The 21,239-nt window shown below is 68.3% G+C and carries 19 protein-coding genes; 11 read left to right on the forward strand and 8 right to left on the reverse strand.

From position 1 onward, the window contains the following. Window positions 1-5: 5 nt before the first annotated feature. Entirely contained in the window at window positions 6-2,978 is a 2,973-nt protein-coding gene (locus ASG17_RS13260; RefSeq protein WP_056104750.1) for a PAS domain S-box protein, read from the reverse strand. A gap of 116 nt (window positions 2,979-3,094) precedes the next feature. Between ASG17_RS13260 and ASG17_RS13265 the strand changes: the two genes are divergently transcribed. Genes ASG17_RS13265 through ASG17_RS13275 form a run of 3 tightly spaced genes read left to right on the forward strand, consistent with a single transcriptional unit; the run spans window position 3,095 to window position 4,998 of the window. Continuing rightward, a complete protein-coding gene (locus ASG17_RS13265) occupies window positions 3,095-3,373 on the forward strand; it encodes a metalloregulator ArsR/SmtB family transcription factor (protein ID WP_056104752.1) in 279 nt (92 codons plus the stop codon). After that, window positions 3,370-4,050, forward strand: a complete 681-nt coding sequence (locus tag ASG17_RS13270; RefSeq protein WP_056104753.1) for an SdpI family protein — start codon at window positions 3,370-3,372, stop codon at window positions 4,048-4,050. Before ASG17_RS13265 ends, ASG17_RS13270 begins: the two co-directional genes overlap by 4 nt. A 15-nt stretch (window positions 4,051-4,065) precedes the next feature. After that, window positions 4,066-4,998 (forward strand): alpha/beta hydrolase, encoded by a 933-nt coding sequence (locus tag ASG17_RS13275; RefSeq protein ID WP_056104755.1) that lies wholly within the window; start codon window positions 4,066-4,068, stop codon window positions 4,996-4,998. Window positions 4,999-5,220: 222 nt separating this feature from the next. Here ASG17_RS13275 and ASG17_RS13280 read toward each other — a convergent pair whose 3' ends face one another. The 3 genes from ASG17_RS13280 to ASG17_RS13290 form a co-directional block, all read right to left on the reverse strand. After that, window positions 5,221-5,952: a prephenate dehydrogenase/arogenate dehydrogenase family protein gene (locus ASG17_RS13280; RefSeq protein ID WP_056104757.1), complete on the reverse strand. Its 732-nt coding sequence runs from the start codon at window positions 5,950-5,952 to the stop codon at window positions 5,221-5,223. Then, window positions 5,949-7,283: a dihydroorotase gene (locus ASG17_RS13285; RefSeq protein ID WP_056104759.1), complete on the reverse strand. Its 1,335-nt coding sequence runs from the start codon at window positions 7,281-7,283 to the stop codon at window positions 5,949-5,951. The genes ASG17_RS13280 and ASG17_RS13285 overlap by 4 nt, the downstream gene beginning before the upstream one ends. 231 nt (window positions 7,284-7,514) lie before the next feature. Continuing rightward, window positions 7,515-8,468 (reverse strand): glycosyltransferase family 9 protein, encoded by a 954-nt coding sequence (locus ASG17_RS13290; RefSeq protein ID WP_056104761.1) that lies wholly within the window; start codon window positions 8,466-8,468, stop codon window positions 7,515-7,517. Window positions 8,469-8,551: 83 nt separating this feature from the next. On the opposite strand from ASG17_RS13290, the gene ASG17_RS13295 reads away from it, so the two are divergent. Further along, entirely contained in the window at window positions 8,552-9,355 is an 804-nt protein-coding gene (locus tag ASG17_RS13295) for a folate-binding protein YgfZ (protein ID WP_056104763.1), read from the forward strand. A gap of 66 nt (window positions 9,356-9,421) precedes the next feature. Here the strand turns inward: ASG17_RS13295 and ASG17_RS13300 are convergent, their stop codons facing one another. Together ASG17_RS13300 and nhaA are read right to left on the reverse strand one after the other, a co-directional pair. Then, complete coding sequence (locus ASG17_RS13300) at window positions 9,422-12,064, reverse strand: TonB-dependent receptor (RefSeq protein ID WP_056104765.1); 2,643 nt, start codon at window positions 12,062-12,064, stop codon at window positions 9,422-9,424. 219 nt (window positions 12,065-12,283) lie between these two features. Beyond that, on the reverse strand, window positions 12,284-13,507 hold the full coding sequence (gene nhaA / locus ASG17_RS13305; protein WP_056104766.1) for a Na+/H+ antiporter NhaA: 1,224 nt from the start codon (window positions 13,505-13,507) through the stop codon (window positions 12,284-12,286). A 185-nt stretch (window positions 13,508-13,692) separates the two neighbouring features. Here nhaA and ASG17_RS13310 point away from each other — a divergent pair, with 185 nt between their 5' ends. From ASG17_RS13310 to ASG17_RS13325, 4 genes are all read left to right on the forward strand, one after another. Continuing rightward, window positions 13,693-15,141 carry a protein adenylyltransferase SelO family protein gene (locus ASG17_RS13310; protein WP_056104769.1) on the forward strand — a complete coding sequence of 483 codons (1,449 nt, stop codon included), beginning with the start codon at window positions 13,693-13,695 and terminating at the stop codon, window positions 15,139-15,141. Between the two features lie 113 nt (window positions 15,142-15,254). After that, the gene (locus tag ASG17_RS13315; protein WP_056105067.1) at window positions 15,255-15,779 is read left to right on the forward strand and encodes a DUF2975 domain-containing protein; all 525 of its coding nucleotides are present in this window, start codon (window positions 15,255-15,257) and stop codon (window positions 15,777-15,779) included. A 13-nt stretch (window positions 15,780-15,792) separates the two neighbouring features. Then, window positions 15,793-16,029: a helix-turn-helix transcriptional regulator gene (locus ASG17_RS13320; protein ID WP_056104771.1), complete on the forward strand. Its 237-nt coding sequence runs from the start codon at window positions 15,793-15,795 to the stop codon at window positions 16,027-16,029. Between the two features lie 143 nt (window positions 16,030-16,172). After that, the gene (locus ASG17_RS13325; protein ID WP_235560459.1) at window positions 16,173-16,592 is read left to right on the forward strand and encodes a DoxX family protein; all 420 of its coding nucleotides are present in this window, start codon (window positions 16,173-16,175) and stop codon (window positions 16,590-16,592) included. Here ASG17_RS13325 and ASG17_RS15275 read toward each other — a convergent pair. Then, window positions 16,537-16,752 carry a DUF2256 domain-containing protein gene (locus ASG17_RS15275; protein ID WP_082496288.1) on the reverse strand — a complete coding sequence of 72 codons (216 nt, stop codon included), beginning with the start codon at window positions 16,750-16,752 and terminating at the stop codon, window positions 16,537-16,539. The two genes, ASG17_RS13325 and ASG17_RS15275, sit on opposite strands and share 56 nt — an antisense overlap. Window positions 16,753-16,808: 56 nt before the next feature. Between ASG17_RS15275 and ASG17_RS13330 the strand changes: the two genes are divergently transcribed. The 3 genes from ASG17_RS13330 (at window position 16,809) to ASG17_RS13340 (ending at window position 20,436) form a co-directional block, all read left to right on the forward strand. After that, the gene (locus tag ASG17_RS13330; protein WP_056104772.1) at window positions 16,809-17,291 is read left to right on the forward strand and encodes a MerR family DNA-binding transcriptional regulator; all 483 of its coding nucleotides are present in this window, start codon (window positions 16,809-16,811) and stop codon (window positions 17,289-17,291) included. 4 nt (window positions 17,292-17,295) lie between these two features. Continuing rightward, window positions 17,296-19,083, forward strand: a complete 1,788-nt coding sequence (locus ASG17_RS13335; protein WP_056104775.1) for an acyl-CoA dehydrogenase C-terminal domain-containing protein — start codon at window positions 17,296-17,298, stop codon at window positions 19,081-19,083. A gap of 189 nt (window positions 19,084-19,272) precedes the next feature. Beyond that, window positions 19,273-20,436 carry an acyl-CoA dehydrogenase family protein gene (locus ASG17_RS13340; RefSeq protein ID WP_056104777.1) on the forward strand — a complete coding sequence of 388 codons (1,164 nt, stop codon included), beginning with the start codon at window positions 19,273-19,275 and terminating at the stop codon, window positions 20,434-20,436. Here ASG17_RS13340 and ASG17_RS13345 read toward each other — a convergent pair. Beyond that, window positions 20,433-21,041, reverse strand: a complete 609-nt coding sequence (locus ASG17_RS13345) for a DUF3885 domain-containing protein (protein WP_056104779.1) — start codon at window positions 21,039-21,041, stop codon at window positions 20,433-20,435. The genes ASG17_RS13340 and ASG17_RS13345 overlap by 4 nt on opposite strands. Window positions 21,042-21,239: the final 198 nt, after the last annotated feature.

A 21,239-nucleotide genomic window follows, 5' to 3' on the forward strand; every position in this document is an offset into this window, starting at 1 on the left:
CGGCCTCAGCGGCCGTCGATCATGTCCCGCACCTTGTTGACGATGGCGGCCGTCTGGAACGGCTTGGTGATGACCTGCATCCCCGGCTCCAGGTGGCCGTTGCCGACCGCTGCGTTCTCGGCGTAGCCGGTGACGAACAGCACCTTCAGTCCCGGCCGCATCGTCCGCGCCGCATCGGCCACCTGACGCCCGTTCATGCCGCCGGGCAGGCCGACATCGGTGACCAGCAGGTCGATCCGGCCGATGCTCTCAAGCATCCGCAGCCCCGACACGCCGTCCGCCGCCTCGACCACGCGATAGCCCTGGTCCGTCAGCAGCTCAACGATCAGGCCGCGCACGATATCCTCATCGTCGATGACCAGCACAGTCTCGCCGTGACCGGGCGGAACGACCGGCAGGACGTCGTCGGTCGCCTCTTCGGCCTCGCCGTGGAACCGCGGTAGATAGAGGCACATGGTCGTGCCCAGGCCGACCTCGGAATAAATCCGCACCTGTCCACCGGACTGGCGCACGAAACCGTAGATCATCGACAGGCCCAGACCGGTCCCCTGTCCCAGGGGCTTGGTGGTGAAGAAGGGGTCGAAGGCGCGCTCAATCACCTCGGGCGGCATGCCGGAGCCGGTGTCGGTGACGCACAGCGAGACGTATTGGCCCGGCGGCAGGTCGCGGCTGCGCGCCTCGCGTTCGTCCAGCCATTTGTTGGCGGTCTCGATCGTCAGACGCCCACCCTCCGGCGCCATGGCGTCGCGCGCGTTGATGCACAGGTTCAGCAGCGCGTTTTCCAGCTGTGAGGGGTCGACGCGCGTGGCCCACAGGCCGCCGGCGCCGACGACCTCCATCTCCACCACCGGCCCGACGCTGCGGCGAATCAGGTCCTCCATGCCGGCGATCAGGCGGTTCACGTCGGTGGGGCGCGGGTCCAGTGTCTGGCGGCGCGAGAAGGCCAGCAGGCGCTGGGTCAGGGCCGCCGCGCGCCGCGCCGCCCCCTGGGCGCCGTCGATATAGCGCTCCAGCCCGGCGGTGCGCCCCTCGCCGAGCCGCTTCTCGATCAGCTCAAGGCTACCCGAGATGCCCGCCAGCAGATTGTTGAAGTCGTGAGCGATGCCGCCGGTCAGTTGGCCGACCGCCTCCATCTTCTGGGCCTGGCGCAGGGCGTCCTGGGTGCGGACCAGCTCCTCCGTGCGCTCGGAGACCCGCTGCTCCAGCACGGCGTTGACGTCGCCCAGCGCTTCGGCGATCGCGCGCTGGTCGTCGATGTCCGTGTTGGTGCCGACCCAGCGGACGACCTGCCCGAACTCGTCCTGCAACGGAACCGCGCGGGTGAGGTGCCAGCGCCAGACGCCATCCGCGCGTCGGAGCCGAAACTCGGTCTGGTAGGTCTCGGCCGTTTCGATGGAGCGCGCCCAGCGCACGGCGGCGATAGGCAGGTCGTCGGGGTGAACGATCGACGTCCAGTCCTCGCCGTCCAATGCGCCCGCCTCTGCCCCGCTGTAGACATAGGTCTCCTCGTTGAACCAATCCAGCAGGCCATCGGCGCCGGCTGTCCAGACCTGGTTCGGCAGCGCCCGCGCCAGGGTGCGGAACTGCGCCTCGCTTTCCCGCAGTGCGTTCTCGGCGACCCGGCGTTCCGTCAGGTCCTTGAAGATCACCGCCACCTGCTTGCGGCTGGCCGGCTCGATCCGGAACGCCGCCAGCTCCAGCCAACGCCCCGTCGCCTCTAACTCCTGTTCGAATCGGATGGACTGGCCTGTCATCAGGACAGGGCGATAGCGCGCGATCCACGCATCGGCCTCTGCGCCGACAATGTTGCGCAGGGTCTTGCCGACCACGTTCGCGATGCCCGCCTCTTCTGTGTAGGCGGCGTTCGCCTCGACATGGACGTAATCGCTGAGCGGTCCATGCGGACCGTCGAAGAACTCGATGATGCAAAAGCCCTCGTCGATCGCCTCGAACAGGGCGCGATACCGGCTCTCGCTGTCATTCAGCGCCGAATCGGCTCGCACACGCTCAATATTGGACCACGACCGTTCGGTGACTTCGCGGATCAACGCCAGTTCCGCGTCGGTCCAAACGTGGACGTCGTTGCGGTGCACAGCCATCAGGGCGGTCAGGCGGCCGTCCTTGATCAGCGGCATGCAGATGGTGGCGCGCACCCCGATGGCCTGGAAGGTCGCGGCCTCGGCAGCCGGAAGATCGGCCAGGACGTCGTTGACGATCAGCGGTCGCCCGGCGCCCAGCTCCGTCACCGCCAGCGCGCCGAAATCGGCCAGGCTGTAGCGCCCCACGATGGAGGTCGAACCCGGTGCGGCCCAGTCGCCACGGATGGTGAAGCCGTTCTGGTCCGGGTCCATGTCGGCGTATGCGCAGACCGACGCGCCCATGTGCTTGGCCGTCAGCTCCGTCGTGGCGGCCAGGATGTCGTCAGCGTCCCGGCTGGCCAGGGTGGCGCGGTTCAGGCCATCCAGAAACCGCAGGCGCGCCTCGCCTTGCGCCATCGAGCGTTCGGCCAGCACACGCGCCGTGGTCTCCACCACGATGGCGATGACGCCTTGCGGCGTTCCGTCGTCGCCCAGAACCGGCGAGTAGTCGAGGTTCATCCAGGCGGGCTCGAGCCGTCCCGACCGGTTCAGCGCCAGCTCCTGATCTTCGTAGGCCAGGGTGCCGCCCGCCAGGCCGACGCGCATGACGTTGTCGTTGAAGTCGGCCACCTCCGGCCAGCCTTCGCGAACCTTGGAGCCCAGCAGCTCGGGGTGTCGGCCGCCCGCGAAGACGGAATAGGCGTCGTTGTAGAGCATGACGCCGTCTTCGCCCCACAGCAGGACGATAGGCACCGGCGATCGGATCAGGAGACCGACCGCGCTCTTCAAGCTGACGGGCCAGGTCTCGACGGGGCCTAGGCTGGCGGACCAGTCGGCGCCGGCGATCAGGCGTGCGGCCTCGCTGTCCACATGCAGAAAGGCAAGCGCGTTGTCGGTCATGAGGCCCCCGACCGCGCCCCATGCGGCCAATGTCCGCAAACGCCATGCGACAGCGCCGGTTCCCGGGCGACCGCAAAGCTTGACACTTAGGTACTTCCCTAATTAGGGGTTTGCCTATGAACACCCTGTTCAAGGCCCTGTCCCATCCCGCGCGGCGGCGCATCATCGAGATGCTGCGCGCCGGCCCGATGGCGTCCGGCGACATCGCCGCCGCCTTCGACATGAGCTGGCCCACCATCACGGGTCATCTGAACGCGCTGAAGGACGCCGGCCTCGTCAGCCCCGAGCGGGAGGGCCAGACCATCCGCTATCGCCTCGAGATTTCCGCCGTCGAGGAGGCGCTGGCCTTCCTGATGGACATCGCCGGGACCGCCCCGAAGGAGTCGCAGCCATGACCGACCATCGCTTCACCCTGCTGGACGCGCTGACCGCCGTGCTGATCGCCGGGCTGGCCGCCGCCGCCGCCTGGATCGCCGTCGCAGGGCCGTCCGGCCCGGTGCCCATGCATTTCGACGCCGCCATGCAGCCCGACCGCTGGGGCGACCGGAGCGAACTGGCGATGCTGATCGGCTTCATGGCCGTGATGACCGCCGTCACGGCCGGGGGCATGGGCCGGTTCGCGGCACGCGCCGTCGAACCCTCGCGGCGGCGCGGACTGCGCGTCGGGCAACTCGTGTCGTTGCTGGCCATCGGCGGAGCGAGCGTCCTGATCCTGTGGGCGTCCCTGAGCCATAGCGAGGGAGCCGCGCCACCCGTCGCTGGCCTGGGCATGGCGCTGACAGGGCTGATCTTCGCGGTGACCGGCGCCTTTCTGGGCCGCGTGGCGCCCAATCCGCTGGTGGGCGTGCGCACGCCGTGGGCGTTCAAGAGCCGGCTGGCCTGGGATCGCTCAAACCGTCTGGCCGGGCGACTGTTCTTCTGGCTGGGCGTGCTCGCCGTCGTCGCCGCGCCCTTCGCGCCCCAACCGGCCGGGATAATCGTCGTGGTCGTGGGCGTCCTCATCGCCGCCTTGTGGTCGATCGTCGAAAGCTGGCGCGTCTGGCGCACCGACCCCGACCGCCAGCCCTTCTGAACCGGAGCCCGAGCCATGCTGACCGCCCTCGCCATCGCCGCCGTCCTGAACGGGCCCGTCGCGACCCCGATCGACCGCACCGACACGCCCTCGCCGTTGCATGGGACGCTGTTGACGCCGGCCGGAGACACCCGCGCCGTCGCCGTGATCATCGCCGGATCCGGGCCGACCGACCGCGACGGCGACAGTCCCGGCATGGGCATCGTCGCCGCCCCCTATAGGCTGCTTGCCGAGGGGCTGGCCGAGCGCGGCGTCGCCACTGTCCGCTATGACAAGCGCGGCGCCGGGGCAAACGTCATGGCCTCGATCCCGGAGGACAAACTGCGGTTCGACGACTTCGTCGCCGACGCGCGCGCCTTCGCCGCCGAGGCGATCACGCGCACCGGCCGCCCCTGCGCCTGGCTGATCGGCCACAGCGAGGGCGCTCTGGTCGCCGAGGTGGCGGCACAGGCCAATCCGCAGGTCTGCGGCCTGATCCTCCTGGCGCCCGCCGGCCGGCCCGCCGCCGAAGTCCTGCGCGAACAGTTCGGCCAGGCGCCGGAGCCCTATCGCGGCCAGGCGTTCGCCGTCCTCGACGCCTTGGAAGCCGGGACCGAGCCGCCGGCCGTCGACCCCGCCCTGGCCGCCGGCTTCCGCGCCTCGATCTATCCGTATCTGCGCAGCTGGTTCGCCCTCGATCCCGCCGCCCTGCTGGCCGCCTACGACGGTCCGGTCCTGATCGCGCGCGGCACGACCGACATCCAGGTCTCGGCCGCCGACCTCGACGCCCTCGCCGCCGCCCAGCCCAGTGCGCGGATCGTTCGCTGGGAGGGCGTCAACCATGTCCTGAAGGTCGCGCCCGAGGATCGCGCGGCCAACATCGCCGCCTATATGAACCCCGACCTGCCTCTGGCGCCGGGCGTGGTGGATGACGTGGCGGGCTTTGTCCTGGAGCATCCCGCGCCCTGAACCGCGCGTCCCTGCGAAGCCGAATGTCACGCGCTGAGCGCCGTGCGAGTTAGCGGGTTCATCACAACGAACACAAAGGGCCACAAAGGACATGACGAGGTTTGCGTCCGGCTTGACCCCGTCGTGCTCTTTGTGAATCGTCTCTGTGCTCGTTTTGATGAACCTTCCACGTCAACCCGAGCGGATCGGATTCAATTCGGCTTCGCCGAGTTGCGCTGAAGTTCAGCCCTTATCGATCTCGGCCCGGGCCTGATCGGCCAGGGCGAAGAAGCGGTCGCGGACGTCTGCGGCGAAAGGGTTGGCGCGTTCGATGGCGTGGTAGACGGCCGGGCTGTCGTGGCGGACCATCTCCACCGCTTCCATGATCCGGTCGAAGCTGGCGGTGGTCAGGCGGGTCGGCATCGGCTCCATGGCCAGCAGAAGACGCGCGATCAGATGGGTCAGGCCCTGCGTCACCGCCGCCTCGCGGTCGTGGTCCTCGGCGGAGACCAGGAAGACCTTCAGCCCAAGGCGCGAGCGGCACCAGGCGGCGACGCGGCAGGCGGCCCTGGGACCGCGCACCGGGCAGACGGCCAATCGCAGGCCGGCGATGCCGTTCTTCGCACTCTGCGGGCCGAACAGGGGATGCAGACCCACCACTTCGACGCCGGACGGCAGGCCCGCGTCCATCGCCTTCGTCGGCGCCACCTTCACCGAGCCGACGTCCAGCACTAGGGCGCCCGGCCGGACCAGGGGCGCGATGGCGGCGACGGTCTGGGCCACCACATGCACCGGCACGGCCAGCACGACGATGGGACAGGCGGCGGCCTCGGCTAGGGTCGCGGTCGCGTCACCGCCCGCCGGATCGGAGGCGACGATCTCGAAATGCGGCGACAGGCCCTGCGCCGCCAGCCGGCCGAACGCGCCGTAGCCGATCAGACCCAAACGCTGTTGGTCGGGCCGCGGTCGGCTCATGCCTTCAGCGTCTCCTGGAACCTCACCGCCTGGCCGTGCGCCGTTCCGATCAGTTCGCCGTCGCGCATGACGACGCGGCCGCGCACGATGGTGGCCATCGGCCAGCCGGTCGCCTCCATGCCATCGAAGGGGGTCCAGCCGCAGCGGCTGGCCATCTCGGCGTGGACGATGGTCTTTTTCGCCTTCAGATCGACGATGGTCAGGTCGGCGTCATAGCCCTCGGCCATCCGGCCCTTGTTGGCCGTGCCGAAGACACGGTTGGCGCCGGCCGAGGTCAGGTCGATGAACCGTTCCAGGCTGAGGCGGCCGTCGGCGACATGGGTCAGCATCACCGGCACCAGGGTCTGGACCCCCGGCATCCCGGACGGCGAGGCTGGATAGGGCCGCGCCTTCTCCTCCAGCGTATGGGGCGCGTGGTCCGAGCCCAGCACGTCGGCGACGCCCATCTCGATCGCGCGCCACAGGCCGGCGACGTGTTCGGCCGACCGGATCGGCGGGTTCATCTGGGCCAGACCCTTCAGCCGCTCATAGGCCTCGGGCGCGGTCAGGGTCAGATGCTGGGGCGTCACCTCGACGGTGGCGACGTCCTTGTGGTCGGCCAGGAATTCGATCTCTTCCGCCGTCGTCACGTGCAGGACGTGAATGCGCTTGCCGGTCTCCTGCGCCAGGCGGACCAGGCGGCGAGTGGACATGATGGCGCTCTCGGCGTCGCGCACCTCGGGGTGGCTGGTCCAGTCGCCAGCGCGGGCCAGCGGGCGGCGCTCGACCAGGCGATATTCGTCCTCGGAATGGAAGGTCGCGCGGCGGTTCGTGTGCTTCAGCACCTCGCGCACGCCGTCGTCGTCGGCCACCAGCAGGGTGCCGGTCGAGGCGCCCATGAAGACCTTGATGCCGCAGCAGCCGGGCAGCCGTTCCAGCTCGCCCAGGAAACGGGCGTTGTCGTGGGTGCCGCCGACGTAGAAGGCGTGGTCGGTCCACATCCGGTTGTTGGCGCGCGCCAGCTTGTCGGCCAGGGCTTCGGGATCGGTGGTGGTCGGCTCGGTGTTCGGCATCTCGAACACGGCGACGACGCCGCCCAGGGCGGCCGCGCGGGATCCGGTCTCCAGGTCTTCCTTCCACTCCAGGCCGGGCTCGCGGAAGTGGACCTGGGTGTCGATGACGCCGGGCAGGACGGTCAGGCCCGAGGCGTCGAAGGTCTCGCCCGCCGAGGCCTGAGACAGGTCGCCGATGAAGGCGATCTTGCCGTCGATGACGCCGACGTCTGCCATTCCCTGGCCGGCATGGTTCGCCACCTCGCCGCCGCGTACGATCAGGTCATAGGTCTGGGTCATCGGTCACCGCCTTCTGACGGGGCTTATGAGGCGAGCGGGGCGGTTGGGGAAGTCATCTTCCCTCTCCCAGTGGGAGAGGGCTTGAGGCTCCAAGAGCGAAGCGATTGGGTAAGCCGAAAGGGTGAGGGGACCGCCTTGTCCAGTTGGCCGCCCACCCCTCACCCTTTCGCACAAGGCTGATCGCCTGACGGCTCTCTGGTGCTCAAGCCCTCTCCCACCGGGAGAGGGGGATCAGTTGGTCTTCGCCAGCAGGGTCTTGGCCGCCTTGAGCACGCGGTCGGCCTGCAGGTCGCTCATGTGCTGGAGCGCCTGGTTCAGCTTGGGGTCCAGGGCGCGGTATTCGTCCAGGGTTCGGTCGCCGCGGACGGTGACGCCGCCCCAGGGACCTTTCCAGGCGTCGTCGGACGGCCCGAACACCGCCAGCACCGGGACGCCGGACGCGACCGCCAGCTGGGTCCAGAGCGAATCGGCGCCGAGGAACAGCCGGGCGCGGCGCACCGCGGCGACGGTCTGCAGCGGCGTCAGCTTGCCCTGAAGTTCGATCACCCGCTTCCTCGGCGCGGCCAGCCGGATGGTGTGAGCCTCGTCCCGGTCGGTCTCGTCGCCGACGATCATCAGCCGACCGCCGGCCAGGGGGCCGTCGTCGGCCAGCAGCGCGCCCGCCACCTTGGCGAACCGCTCCGCCGGCCAGCGCTTGCCCATCCAGTCCACGCCCGGCCCGACCGCCAGGATCGGACCGTCGCCTGGCGGGATCAACTCGGCGACCTGCGCCTCGGTCTCGTCCGACGTGTAGAGGCGCGGCGGCGGGGTTTCGTCGAACTGAACCGCGCGAGCGGCGGCCTGGACGGCGTGTTCGCCGGGATTGGGCGTGACCTTCAGCGCGCGCTTCTGGCGCTTCAACCGCTTCCACAGGGTGGAGCCGCGCAGATCGACGACCAGGCCCCAGTCGACCGCCCGCACCTGTTGCCACAGCGCGAACCAGTCGCCCGCGCCCTCGGCGTCCATGACGATCAGCCGCTCGAGGCGCGGAAGGTCGGCGAACAGAGGGGCGCTGTCCGGCGAACCGACCACGGTGAAGCGCGCGCGCGGCATCGCCTCGACCAGATAGGCCAGCGCCCCGGACGACAGCACGGCGGCCTCGGGATCGGCCTCGGCGACATAGAGGATGCGATACGCTCCCGGCATAGGACCGTGCGTACACGGATTCTCGCGATCGTTGAGCCGCCGCCGCGTCTACCCTGTGGGCCGAACGGACCTATATCGACGCGATGAGCACCCAGACCATCCCTCAGGTCGCCCGCCTCGACAGCCGCGCCCTGATCGCCGTCAGCGGCGCGGAGGCGCGGCCGTTCCTGCACAATCTGCTCACGCAGGATGTGGAGACGCTGGCCGAGGGCGAGGTGCGGTTCGGGGCGCTGCTGTCGCCGCCCGGACGGCTGCTGTTCGACCTGTTCCTGGTCGGGCGGGCGGACGGCGTATGGCTGGACGTGGCCGCGGATCGGCGCGAGGCGCTGCTACGGCGGCTGGCGATGTATCGGCTGCGGGCGGCGGTCGAGATCGCAGCGGTCGACGCGCCGGTGCTGGCGGCATGGGGCGGTGGATTACCGAAGGGCTTCACGGCCGATCCGCGCTGGGCCGGCATGGGCGGGCGCGGCTATGGCGTCGATATCGAGCCGACGACGGACGAGGCCGCCTATCACGCGCACCGGCTGGCGGAAGGCCTGCCCGATCCAGACGCGGACGGGGGCCAGGACAGCGCCTATCCGATCGAGGCTAACTTCGACCTGTTGAACGGCATCGACTTCCACAAGGGGTGTTTCGTCGGCCAGGAGACGACCTCGCGCATGAAGCGGCGCGGAACGATCAAGAACCGGATGCTGCCGGTCGAGATGGACGGGCCGATCCCGCCGGCGGAGACCGAGGTGCTGAACGGCGAGCTGCGGGCCGGGACGCTGAGGACAGGGGGCGATGGACGCGCGGTGGCGTTGATGCGGCTGGACCGGCTGGACGGCGACATGACGGTCGACGGGCGGCCGGTGCGGGTGGTGCGGCCGGGCTGGCTGCAGGACTGATCCGCCAACGAAAAGGCCGGCCGGGTCGCCCCGGCCGGCCAGTCTCTCGCGGTCTTGTGACCGTTCTTAGTAGCGCAGGCGCAGGGTCGCACCGTAGGTGCGCGGCGCGCCCAGGAAGGCGTCGTAGGTCGCCGTGTCCGTGGCCTGGTTGTAGAAGGTGCCGTTCGCCTGGGGCGTGACGGTGTTGGTGAAGGCCGTGCCCTGCAGCGGAGCGGCGAACCCGACCTGGGTATACTCTTCGTCCAGCAGGTTCTGGGCCCAGATCTCCAGGGTCCAGGCTTCGTTTTCCGAACCGATGGAGATGCGGCCGTTCACGACCGTGTAGGCGTCCTGGTTCTTGTAAGGCAGCAGGTCAGAGCCGGTGTTGTATTCGGTCTGATACTTGCCCGACAGGCTGAAGCCGGCGCGCAGGCCCGCGATCGAGCGCTCGTAGCTGATCGAGGAGGTCACCGACCATTCAGGCGCGAACGAGGCGCGACCGCCCGGCAGCAGCGACAGCTGCGGGAAGCGGGCCGGGTTGGTCAGGTCGGACGCGGTGAAGTCGCCGTACTTGGCGTCCGTGTAGGTGACGCCGCCTTGCAGGACCAGGCCCTCGACCGGCGTGAACCAGACCATGTCGGCGTCGACGCCGCGGGTGGTCAGTTCCGGGATCGATTCCACCACGAAGGCGGTGCCCAGGAAGGTGTTCAGCTGGAAGTCCTCGAACGTCTGGTCGAAGTAGGTGACATTCAGCAGCAGGGTGCGATCCAGCAGCGTGGACTTCACGCCCAGCTCGTAGCTGTCGACGGTCTCGGCTGGGAAGAACAGCGAGGCGTCCGGCACGACGCCGGTCTGCACGCGGTCCATGTTGTAGCCCGCGCCCTTATAGCCGCGCGCGTACGACCCGTAGAACATGAACATGTCGTTCGGGCGGTAGGACGCCTTGATGGTGCCCGACAGGTCCGTGTCGTCGAAGTCCTCGCCGATGAAGCGGTTGTCGTACAGCGGGTTGGACCAGGGCAGGCAGAGCAGGCCGAGCGCCGCCGTCGGCGTGGCGATGTTCAGCGTGCCCGGGATCGGCGAGACGCCGCGGTTGGCCGGGTTCTGGTTGGCCAGGGCGCCGCCGCAGGCCGCGCCGTTGTTGTTCAGGTTGTTCTGACGACCGACCAGGTTCTTGCGTTCGAAGGTGTAACGCAGGCCCAGGTTGATATCGAACTGGTCCGTCAGGTGCACCGTGTTGTTGGTGAACAGGGCGACGGTGTCCGAACGCTGGGTGTAGGTGTCCTCATAGGCCTTGCCGGGCGTGAAGACCGGGGCGGCGCTGCTGGGCGGGATCACGCCGGCGGCGCACAGCGGCGTGCCGGCCGGCAGCGGGCCGAACGGCACGGTGTTGATCAGGAAGCCCTGCGGGTTGGTGAAGCACTGCAGGCGGCCGGGGTTCGGGCCACCCAGGGCAGCCGGGATCGAAGCGGTCAGCAGCAGCGAGGCGAAGGCGTTGTAGTCGGCGCCGTACGAATAGCTGTCGTTGCGATACAGGCGCTCATGCGAGGCGAAGCCGCCGACCAGCCAGTCGAAGCGGTCGGTCGTGCCGGCGAAGCGCAGTTCCTGCGTCAGGGCCTCGACGCCATAGCCGTTCGAGCCGTCGTTCTCGCGGTACAGGATGTCCGCGCCGGTGAAGTCCAGGTCCATCCCTTGCTGGAAGGACCAGTCGCGCCACGACGAGATCGAGGTCACGGTTGCGTTCATCGACGGGATGTCGAAGTTGGCTTCCAGCGAAACGCCGCCGTCCTCGATTTCCTGCGGGGTCGAGCGGTTGGAATAGGCGGTGCGGCTGAAGGGCACGGTGCCGAAGCCGGAGACCGGCGGGCGCTGGCCGTCGCCGGTCGCCAGGGCGTCGATGAAGGGCTGGGTCGGGCCGACGCGGGTCTGGACGCCCACGCAGCAGAACTCCTCGCGCTTCGAGTAGTCGGCGATCAGGCGGATCGAGGAGTTGTCGTCCGGGAGCAGCAGCAGCTGGCCGCGGCCGGTCCAGTAGCTCTGGTCCTGGTCCTCGGTGTTGGTGCGCGGACCGTCGCCCAGGTCGACGTCGTAGAAGCCGTCACGCTCGCGCATGGCGATGAACAGGCGGCCGGCCAGCTGGTCGGTGATCGGGCCGGTGACCGAGGCGGAGCCGCCGATGGCGCCGTAGTTGCCGCCGGTCAGTTCGGCCTCGAAGCCGGGGGTGAAGGACGGGCGGGCGGTCAGGATGTTGACGACGCCGGCCGAGGTGTTCTTGCCGAACAGGGTGCCTTGCGGGCCCTTCAGGACCTCGATGCGCTCCAACTCGCCCAGGTCGCCGAAGCCGACCGAGTTGCGCGAACGATAGACGCCGTCGATCACCACGCCGACCGAGCTTTCCAGGCCGGGGTTGTCGCCGACCGTGCCGGCGCCGCGGATGCGGATGGTGGTCGAGCCGTCCGACTGGGTCGAGGTGACGGTCAGACCCGGGGTCAGGATCTGCATGTCCTTGATGTCCCGGACGCCGGCGTTCTGCAGCAGTTCCTGCGACAGGGTGGTGACCACGATCGGCACCTCCTGCAGCGACTGCTCGCGCTTCTGGGCGGTGACGATGATGTCGTCGACGGTGGTCGGCGCATCGGACTGGGCGGCGGCGGCCCCGGCGAAGCCGAAGGCGACCGCTGCGATCACGCCGGCGGACACGGTGGAGCGAAGAGTATGAATGCGGCGCATGGCCTGCCTCCCGACACAAGGGCCCGACGCACCCGGTGTGGGCGTGTCGCGGCGTTTCCTGATCCCTACGATCCCGTCCTGCGTGGGACGGGATTCTCGATTGTCCGGCGTAAGCCAAGCCGGTTTGACCGACAAGAAGCGTGACCGTCGCATGGCGTCATTTGGCCGGAGGGTGGGCCTATCTGTGACGCAAATGAAACAGATTTGGATGCCCTTGGGTCAATCTTGGGCGGTCCTTGCGTCAACTTCCGGCTCTGCTGCGCGATCCGACCCCCGCCGACCCGCCAGCGCCAACACAATTCCGCCGAGGACGGCCGACAGCAGCGAACCGCCCAGAACGCCCAGCTTGATCTCGACCTGCTCGATGGAATCCACCGCGCCGGGGAAGGCCAGCACACCGATGAACAGGCTCATGGTGAAGCCGACGCCGCACAGCAGCGACACGCCATAGAGCTGCATCCAGCTGGAGCCCGTCGGGCGGACGCCGAGCCCCGCCTTCGCCGCCAGCCAGGCCGCGCCGAAGACGCCGATCTGCTTGCCGACGAACAGGCCCAGGGCCACGCCGAGCACCAAGGGCGCGGCCGCCTGTTCGAGCGACAGGCCGGCGAAGGACACCCCCGCCTTGGCGAAGGCGAACAGCGGCAGGATCAGGAAGGCGACATAGGGATGCAGGTCATGCATCGCCTCCTTGATCGGCGTCTGCTTGTTGCCCGGGCGCGGGGCGAGCGGGACGATGGCGGCGAAGGCGACGGAGCTGAGAGAGGTGCTGAGGCCCGCCTCGACCGCCAGGAACCAGACCAGGCCGAAGCCCAGCACCCAGAAGGGCGAGGGGATGCGGAAGCGGTGCGCGACCACGCCGCCCAGCACCAGCGCGCCCGCCGCCCAGAGCAGCGGCGCCCACTGCAACCCCTCGCTGAACAGCACGGCGATCAGGGCGATGGCGCCCAGGTCGTCGACGATGGCGAGGGTCAGCAGGAAGACCCGCAGCGAACTGGGCAGGCCGCGCCCCACGGCGGCGAACACGGCCAGGGCGAAGGCGATGTCGGTGGCCAGCGGTATCGGCCAGCCCTGATGGGGACCGCCCAGCCCGCCCGCCACGGCCAGATAAACCGCCGCCGGCGCCACCATCCCGCCCAGCGCCGCGATCACCGGCAGGGCCAGCTTCTTTGGATCGCTGAGTTCGCCCCGGAAGATCTCCCATTTGATCTCCATCCCGACGATCAGGAAGAAGACCGCCATCAGGCCTTCCTTGATCCAGTCGGAAATCGTCTCGCGCAGGACCAGCGGCCCCAGCTGGAGGGTGTGCTCGCTCTTCAGCCAGCCGAAGTAGTCGGCGGCCCACGGCGAGTTGGCGGCCAGCAGGGCGGCCACGGCGGCCAGGCCCAGCGCCGCGCCGGACGCGGTTTCGGTCTTGAGGATATCGAGTGTCAGTCTGCGCGCCACGGCGGCCTCCGGATCAAGGGGGTCGTTACGTGACGCCAGGTTATCGACGGGCGTCGGACCGGATTCGCCTGCCGGCGCCGGCCTGGCCCCGCGAACCCGGGACCTGATCTCTGCGCACGATTATAGCCGCCCGCCGTGACGGTTCAACGCTTGCGCCGCGCCCGCCGCGACCGCATCTGCCGCTGATGCCGACCAACCCTGCCTATCGCCCCGAGCCACGTTTCTTCGACCTGGGCGATGAGTTTGGCGACGCCGTGAAGGCGGCGGACTTCCCCCAGACGATCCTCCGCTATCGCAATGACCGGGCCGCCGCCTCCGTTGGGCTGGATGGGCTGACCGACGCCGAGTGGATCGCCCATTTCGGCCGGTTCGAGCCCCTGCCCGGCCAGCCGGGGCCGATCGCCATGCGCTATCACGGCCACCAGTTCCGCACCTACAACCCCGACATCGGTGACGGGCGGGGGTTCCTGGCGGCGCAGATGCGGGAAGCCGTTCCGGCTCAAGCAGCAAGCGACCGCGTCGCGAGCGGTAGCCCCCCAGGTCGCCTGCTCGACCTCGGCACAAAAGGCTCGGGCCGCACCCCTTGGTCGCGCGACGGCGACGGGCGGCTGACGCTGAAGGGCGGGATGCGCGAGGTGCTGGCCTCGACGATGCTGGAGACACTGGGCGTCCCGACCAGCCGCACTTTCAGCCTGATCGAGACGGGCGAAGCGCTTAGCCGGGGCGACGAGCCCTCCCCCACCCGCTCGGCGGTATTGGTGCGGCTTCAACATAGCCACGTCCGCTTCGGAACCTTCCAGCGCGCCGCCTACCTGGGCCGCAAGGACCAGATCGAGGCGCTGGTGGAGCACGTCCGCGCCATCTACCACCCGCAGGTCGCGCCCGGCGACGCGGCCGCGCTGCTGGCCGCCATCGTCGAGGCCTCGGCGCGGCTGACAGCTTCATGGATCGCCGCCGGCTTCGTGCACGGGGTGCTGAACACAGACAATCTGAACGTCACGGGCGAGAGCTTCGACTATGGCCCGTGGCGGTTCCTGCCGTATTACGAGCCCGGCTTCACCGCCGCCTATTTCGACCAGTTCGGTCTCTACGCCTTCGCGCGCCAGCCAGAGGCGGTGTTCTGGAACCTGACCCAACTGGCCGGTTGCCTGAAGCTGGTCGCCGACGCGGAGCCGCTGACCGAAGCCCTGAACGGGTTCGGCCCCGCCTATATCCGCCACCTGCGCGCCGCCTTCCTGCGGCGGCTGGGGGTGAAGAGCCTGGGCGAGGCCGCGGACCAGCGCCTGCTGGACGCGGCGCTGGCCCTGCTGCGCGAAGGCGGCGAGGCCCTGCGGTGGGAGCCGCTGTTCTTCGACTGGTTCGCCGGTTTCGCCTCCAGCGCCCGTGCTCTGTCGGGGCCGCGCGCCGCTCTCTACCAGTCCAAGACCTTCGCCGATTTCCGGTTCGCCCTGTTCGAGCACGAACCTGATCGACCCGAGCGGCTGGAGCATCCGGTATTCGCGCAAGCCGAACCGGAGGAGATGCTGATCGACGAGGTGGAGGCGATCTGGTCGGCCATCGACCAGTGCGACGACTGGGCGCCCTTCCACGCCAAACTCGCCCGACTGGCAGGGGCGAGGCTGGCGACTGGCTGATCGCCGCATTACCAAAGTTTCATATCGTTTATCGAGATATGTCTTGATCGATAAACGATGAGCCCATATCGAATATCGACATGGCCGCGCGGATGCGGCGGGAGGATTTCGAGATGAGGTTGATCGGTCGCCGCTCGGTCGCCAGCGTTATGCGCTGGGTTCTGGGCTTCGTGAATGTCTTCGTGGCCATCGGCGCCGTGTTGCTGGGGCTGGCCTTTCTGGCGGCGATGTTCGTGCCCGACTTCGCAGCCGGCCTGATGGACGGCCTGACCGGGGCCGAGCGGGACCCGTCGCGCGCCATCATGATCTCCGAGCGGATGACCTACGCCGCCGCCTTCGTGGCGTCCGTCAGCACCTGGTGGATCATCAACCGGCTGCGCCGCATCTTCCTGGCGGTGAACCAGGGCGACGCCTTCGAGCCCGCGAACGTCGGCCGGCTGCAGGGCGTCGGCGTGGGTCTGCTGGGCGTCCAGGTCGCCTCGGCGATCATCGCCTTCAGCGGGCCGGCGGTCGAAGGCGCCGCACACGGCCGCGACGCCAACCTCGGCGCCTGGCTGGGCATCCTGATCGTCTTTATGCTCGCCGAGGTCTTCCGCCAGGGTTCGACCATGCGCGACGAACAGCAGATGACGGTCTGAGGGGGACGCGACCATGGCCATCATCGTTCAACTGGACCAGATGCTTCTGGAACGCCGCATTTCCTTGACGGAACTGTCGGATCGCGTCGGGGTCACCATCGCCAATCTGTCGATCCTGAAGACCGGAAAGGCGCGCGCCATCCGCTTTTCCACCCTGGACGCCCTGTGCCGGGAACTGGACTGCGACCCCGGTCGGCTACTGGCCAGCAAGCCGGGTCTCCAGCCCGACGACGGCGAGCAGGAGAGCTAAGTCATCAGCCGTTGAAACAATTAGTCATCGAGCGATGACCGAATCTAGTCATCGCTCGATGACAAAACGGCCAACCTTTGCTATTCACCCCTTGCGAAGCGACAGCGCCGATCCGATATCGACACTGTTACGAATTGGGGCTGATGACTGTGACCACCACCACGCTGACACCGGCGCAAGCGCGCCTGACCGCCAACTACCGGAACCTGGCCCTGTGGACCGCCCAGGGCTGGCTGGCCATGTTCTTCGTCGCCGCCGGCTACGCCAAGATCACCGAGCCGATGGTCAACTTGGTCACTCTGCTGAGCTGGCCCGCCACCGCCGATGTCGCCTTCGTCAGAGCCTTGGGGCTGTTCGAGATCGTCCTGGCTGTGGGCGTGCTGACGCCGCTGGCGTCGTGGCGCCTGGGTCGTCCGGTCCTGCTGGCCTCGGCCGCCGGACTGCTGGCTCTGGAAGCCGTGATGATGGGCGTCCACCTGCTGGGCGCCGACTGGGGCCTGGCCGGCGTCAACGCCGTCCTGCTGGCCCTGACCGCCCCGGTCCTGTGGTTCCGCCGCGGCTAGGTTCGCCCGCCGCCCGGCAACGGTCCGAGCAGAACTTCACCTGATCCCAGTCGCGCGCCCACTTGCGGCGCCATGAGAACGGCAGGCCGCAGCAGACGCACGTCTTCTGCGGCAGGTCGCCTTTGGCCGTTCCGGCGTCGTTGACGTGTTTGCGCCCCATGAGGCGTAAAAACCTTCCCTTTACGTCCGCGTCAAGTTTGGGCTATGCCTAGACCCATGGCGACCGCCGACGATCACCGCACCTATTCGATCCGGCACCTGTGCCGAGAGTTCGGCGCGACCGCGCGCGCGCTGCGCTTCTATGAGGACAAGGGGCTGCTGACGCCCGCCCGCAAGGGCCAGACGCGGGTCTACGACAGCCGCGACCGCGCCCGCCTGAAGCTGATCCTGAGGGGCCGCCGCATCGGCTTCACCCTGCAGGAGATCCAGGACATGCTGGACCTGTACGACAGCAAGGACGGCAATGTTCATCAGATGGCGGTCGCCCTGCGCCGCCACCGCGCCCAGATCGAGGCCCTGAAGCAGCAGCGCGAGGATCTGGACGGCGCCATCGAGATGGCGGAGGCCGCCTGTCAGGCCATGGAAGAACGCCTGGGCGCCACCCGCCCCGACCTGCTGCCCGGCGCCGAGGAATACGAGCAGATCCTGCGCTCGCGCCTCAACCACGACGAACACCACCCCTTCAAAGCAAGAGCCTGATCCCATGACCTACAAGGCGCCCGTCCGCGACCTGACGTTCATCCTGAACGAGGTGCTGGAGATCGACCGCTATTCCAACCAGGCCGGGTTCGAGGACGTGTCGTCCGAGCTGATCGGCCAGATCCTGGAAGAGGGCGCCAAGTTCGCCGAAGAGGTCATCGCCCCGATCAACCACTCGGGCGACAAGGAAGGCTGTCACTGGGCAGAGGGCGGCGTCGTCACCGGTCCCAAGGGCTGGAAGGAAGCCTATCACGCGATGGTCGAGGCCGGCTGGCCCGCCCTGTCGGCCGATCCGGCCTACGGTGGCCAGGGCATGCCCGCCGTCGTCGGCATGGCGTTCGGCCAATTCACCGCCGGCGCCTCGGCCGCCTTCTCGATGTATCCGGGCCTGACCGCGGGCGCCTATGCGGGCATCCACGCCAACGCCTCGGACGAGCTCAAGACCAAATACCTGCCCAAGATGGCCACCGGGGAGTGGGGCGGCACGATGAACCTGACGGAGCCCCAGTGCGGCACCGACCTGGGCATGGTGCGCACCAAGGCCGTCCCGCAGCGCGACGGGACCTACAAGATCTCCGGTCAGAAGATCTGGATCTCGGCCGGCGAGCACGACTTCACCGACAACATCATCCACACGGTCCTGGCGCGCGTCGAAGGCGCGCCGGCCGGCATCAAGGGCCTGTCGCTGTTCCTTGTGCCCAAGTTCCTGGTCAATGAGGACGGCTCGCTCGGCGAGCGCAACTCGCTCCTGTGCACCGGCCTCGAGCACAAGATGGGCATCCACGGCAACGCCACGGCCGTGATGCAATACGAAGAGGCCACCGGCTGGCTGATCGGCGAGGAAGGCCGGGGCATGAACAACATGTTCGTGGTCATGAACGAGGCGCGCCTGGGCACCGGCCTGCAGGGCCTGGCCATCGGCGCCGCCGCCTATCAGGCCGCGCTGGAGTTCGCCAAGGACCGCATTCAGGGGCGCAGCCTGACCGGCGCCAAGAGCCCGGACCAGCCCGCCGACAGCATCATGGTCCACCCCGACGTCCGCCGCATGCTGCTGGAGGCCAAGGCCTTCGTCGAAGGCGGCCAGGCCTTCATCCTGTGGACCGCGCTGCAGGCCGACCTGCAGAAGTCCGCCGACGCCGCCACGGCGCAAAAGGCCCACGACTACATGGGCCTGCTAACACCGGTGCTGAAGGCCTATCTGACCGATAAGGGCTTCCACGTCGCGTCCCTGGGCATGCAGGTGCACGGCGGCTCGGGCTACACCGAGCACTTCCAGGCCAGCCAGTATCTGCGCGATGCGCGCATCACCATGATCTACGAGGGCACCAACGGCATCCAGGCCCTGGATCTGGTCGGCCGCAAACTGCCGTCGCAGGGCGGCCGGGCCATCATGACCTGGTTCGGCGACATCGACGCCTTCACAGCCGAGAACGCCGGCGCGGGCGAGACGGTGAAGCCCTTCATCGACGGCCTGGCCGACACGAAGGCCAAGCTGCAGGAAGGCACGATGTGGCTGATGCAGAACGGCATGGCCAACCCGGACAACGCCGGCGCCGCCTCGACCGACTATCTGAACCTGTTCGGCCTCACGGCTCTGGCCTACCTCTGGGCCCAGATGGCCAAGGCGGCCCAGGCCAAGATCGACGCCGGCGACAGCGATCCGTTCTACGCGACCAAGATGCAGACCGGCCGTTACTTCGTCGAACGCATCCTGCCCGACGCCGGGGCGCACCTGACCAAGCTGAAGACCGGCGCGGACGTGCTGATGGCCATGCCGGCCGAGGCGTTTTAGCGCTCCCTCTCCCGAGGGGAGAGGGCTTGAGGCTCGGAGAGCGCAGCGATCCGCAAGCCGAAAGGGTGAGGGTTCAGCCCTCTCCTGTTAGCCTCACCCCTCACCCTTTCGCGCAAGGACGACGGCTCACGCCGCCGTGCGCTCAAGCCCTCTCCCTTTGGGAGAGGGTTCTGCAAAGCGGAGCCACCCATGAACGTCCTCAACACCCCCGAACCCGACTTCATGCAGGACGAGGAGATCACCCTCTTCTCGGACAGCGTCGCCAAATGGATCGACGACCATGCGCCGCCCGAGGCCGTGCAGTCGTGGATCGCCAACTCGACCGTGCCGCGCGACCTGTGGACCCAGGCGGGCGCGGACGGCCTGCTGGGTCTGTCGATGCCCGAGGAGGACGGCGGCATGGGCGGCGACTATCGGCACGAGGTGGTGCTGATGCGTCAGCTAGGCTGGAAGGGCGCGGACCATTTCGGCATCAGCCTGCACAACGCCATCGTCGCCCCCTACATCTGGCACTACGGCACCACCGAGCAGAAGGCGCGCTGGCTGCCGCGCCTGGCCTCGGGCGAACTTGTCGGCGCCATCGCCATGACCGAGCCAGGCGCCGGCAGCGACCTTCAGGGGGTCAAGACCACCGCCGTGAAGAGCGGCAACGGCTATGTGGTCAACGGCTCCAAGACCTTCATCACCAACGGCCAGCTGGCCAACTTCATCATTGTGGTGGCCAAGACCGACCCGACCGCCGGCGCCAAAGGCACGTCGCTGATCGTCGTCGAGACGGACGGCGCGGAAGGCTTCGAACGCGGTCGCAACCTGCACAAGATCGGCATGGAGGGGAACGACACCTCGGAGCTGTTCTTCAACGAGGTGAAGGTCCCCGGCGACAATATCATCGGCGGCGCCGAAGGCCTGGGCTTCATCCAGCTGATGCAGCAGCTGCCGCAGGAGCGGCTGAACATCGCCGTCCAGGGCGTCGCCGCCGCCGAGCGCGGGCTTCAGGAGACCCTGGTCTACGTCAAGCAGCGTAAGGCCTTCGGCAAGGCGGTCATCGACTTCCAGAACACCCAGTTCAAGCTGGCCGAGGTGAAGACCAAGCTGACCGTGGCCAAGGTCTTCGTCGACCACTGCATCGGCCTGCACCTGAAGGGGCAGCTCGACGCCGCGACAGCCTCGATGGCCAAATACTGGTGCACCGACATCCAGGGCGAAGTGCTGGACGAGATGCTGCAGCTGCACGGCGGCTACGGCTACATGAACGAATACCCAATCGCCCAGCTGTACAAGGACGCCCGCGTTCAGCGCATCTACGGCGGCACCAATGAGATCATGAAGGTGCTGATCGCGCGGACGCTTTAGGTCGCGAAAGTCGCGTCCATGTGCGGTCGGTCGTAGTCGAGCAGCCAGTCGCCAAACTGCTCGTATATCGGGCGCAGGGCGTCCGTCGTCGTTGCGATCACGTCCATCCCGCGGTCGTCGTAGAGATGCAGGGCGACGCCTGCGGTTAAGTCGACGATGTAGCTGTGGAAGACGCCCCATCCCGCCTTGGGGGTGACCGGCGTTTCCGCCGCGATCGCGCACCAGAACAGCGCGGCGACGAGGGTCGGGTCGTTGGGGATCTCGATCCGATGCCAGCACCTCAGCAACTGGTCTTCCGGATCGGCAGCGGGGTCAGCCATCTTCTCGACGGGACCAAGCGGCGCCCGAAAGCCAGCACGCGCCAGAGCGACAAGCGTCTTGCGGCGGCCATGCCTCCATTCCGGATGCTCGGAGTAGCGGATCAGGATAGCCAGCGTCTCGGCGCCGTCGAACAGAGCGGCCGCGACATGCCGGGACCGGTCCATCGCCTGCAGGAACCTGGCCGCGAGTTGGCGCGACATCGACAGGTCTCCGCCCAGATCAAAGCGGAGGGCGTTGGGAGCCTCGTAGAACAGGGCGTCGGGAAATTGCTCGAAGCCGAACACCCGCCGAACCGGCCCGCACGGAGTATCTTCTGCGTCGCTGACCGGATGAGCCATGAGAAACGATAGCACGGCGGGCGTGGCGTCGAAGCGCCGTCAGTCGTAAACTGCTGTGATGGCCACCGCGAAGAACGGCATCCTGACCCCGGCGAGCGAATGGTGGAAACATCTTCGCTGGGCCAAGCGCACGTTTTGGAAGGG

The sequence above is a fragment of the Brevundimonas sp. Leaf363 genome, from assembly GCF_001424025.1.
In the GTDB taxonomy this organism is placed as follows: domain Bacteria; phylum Pseudomonadota; class Alphaproteobacteria; order Caulobacterales; family Caulobacteraceae; genus Brevundimonas.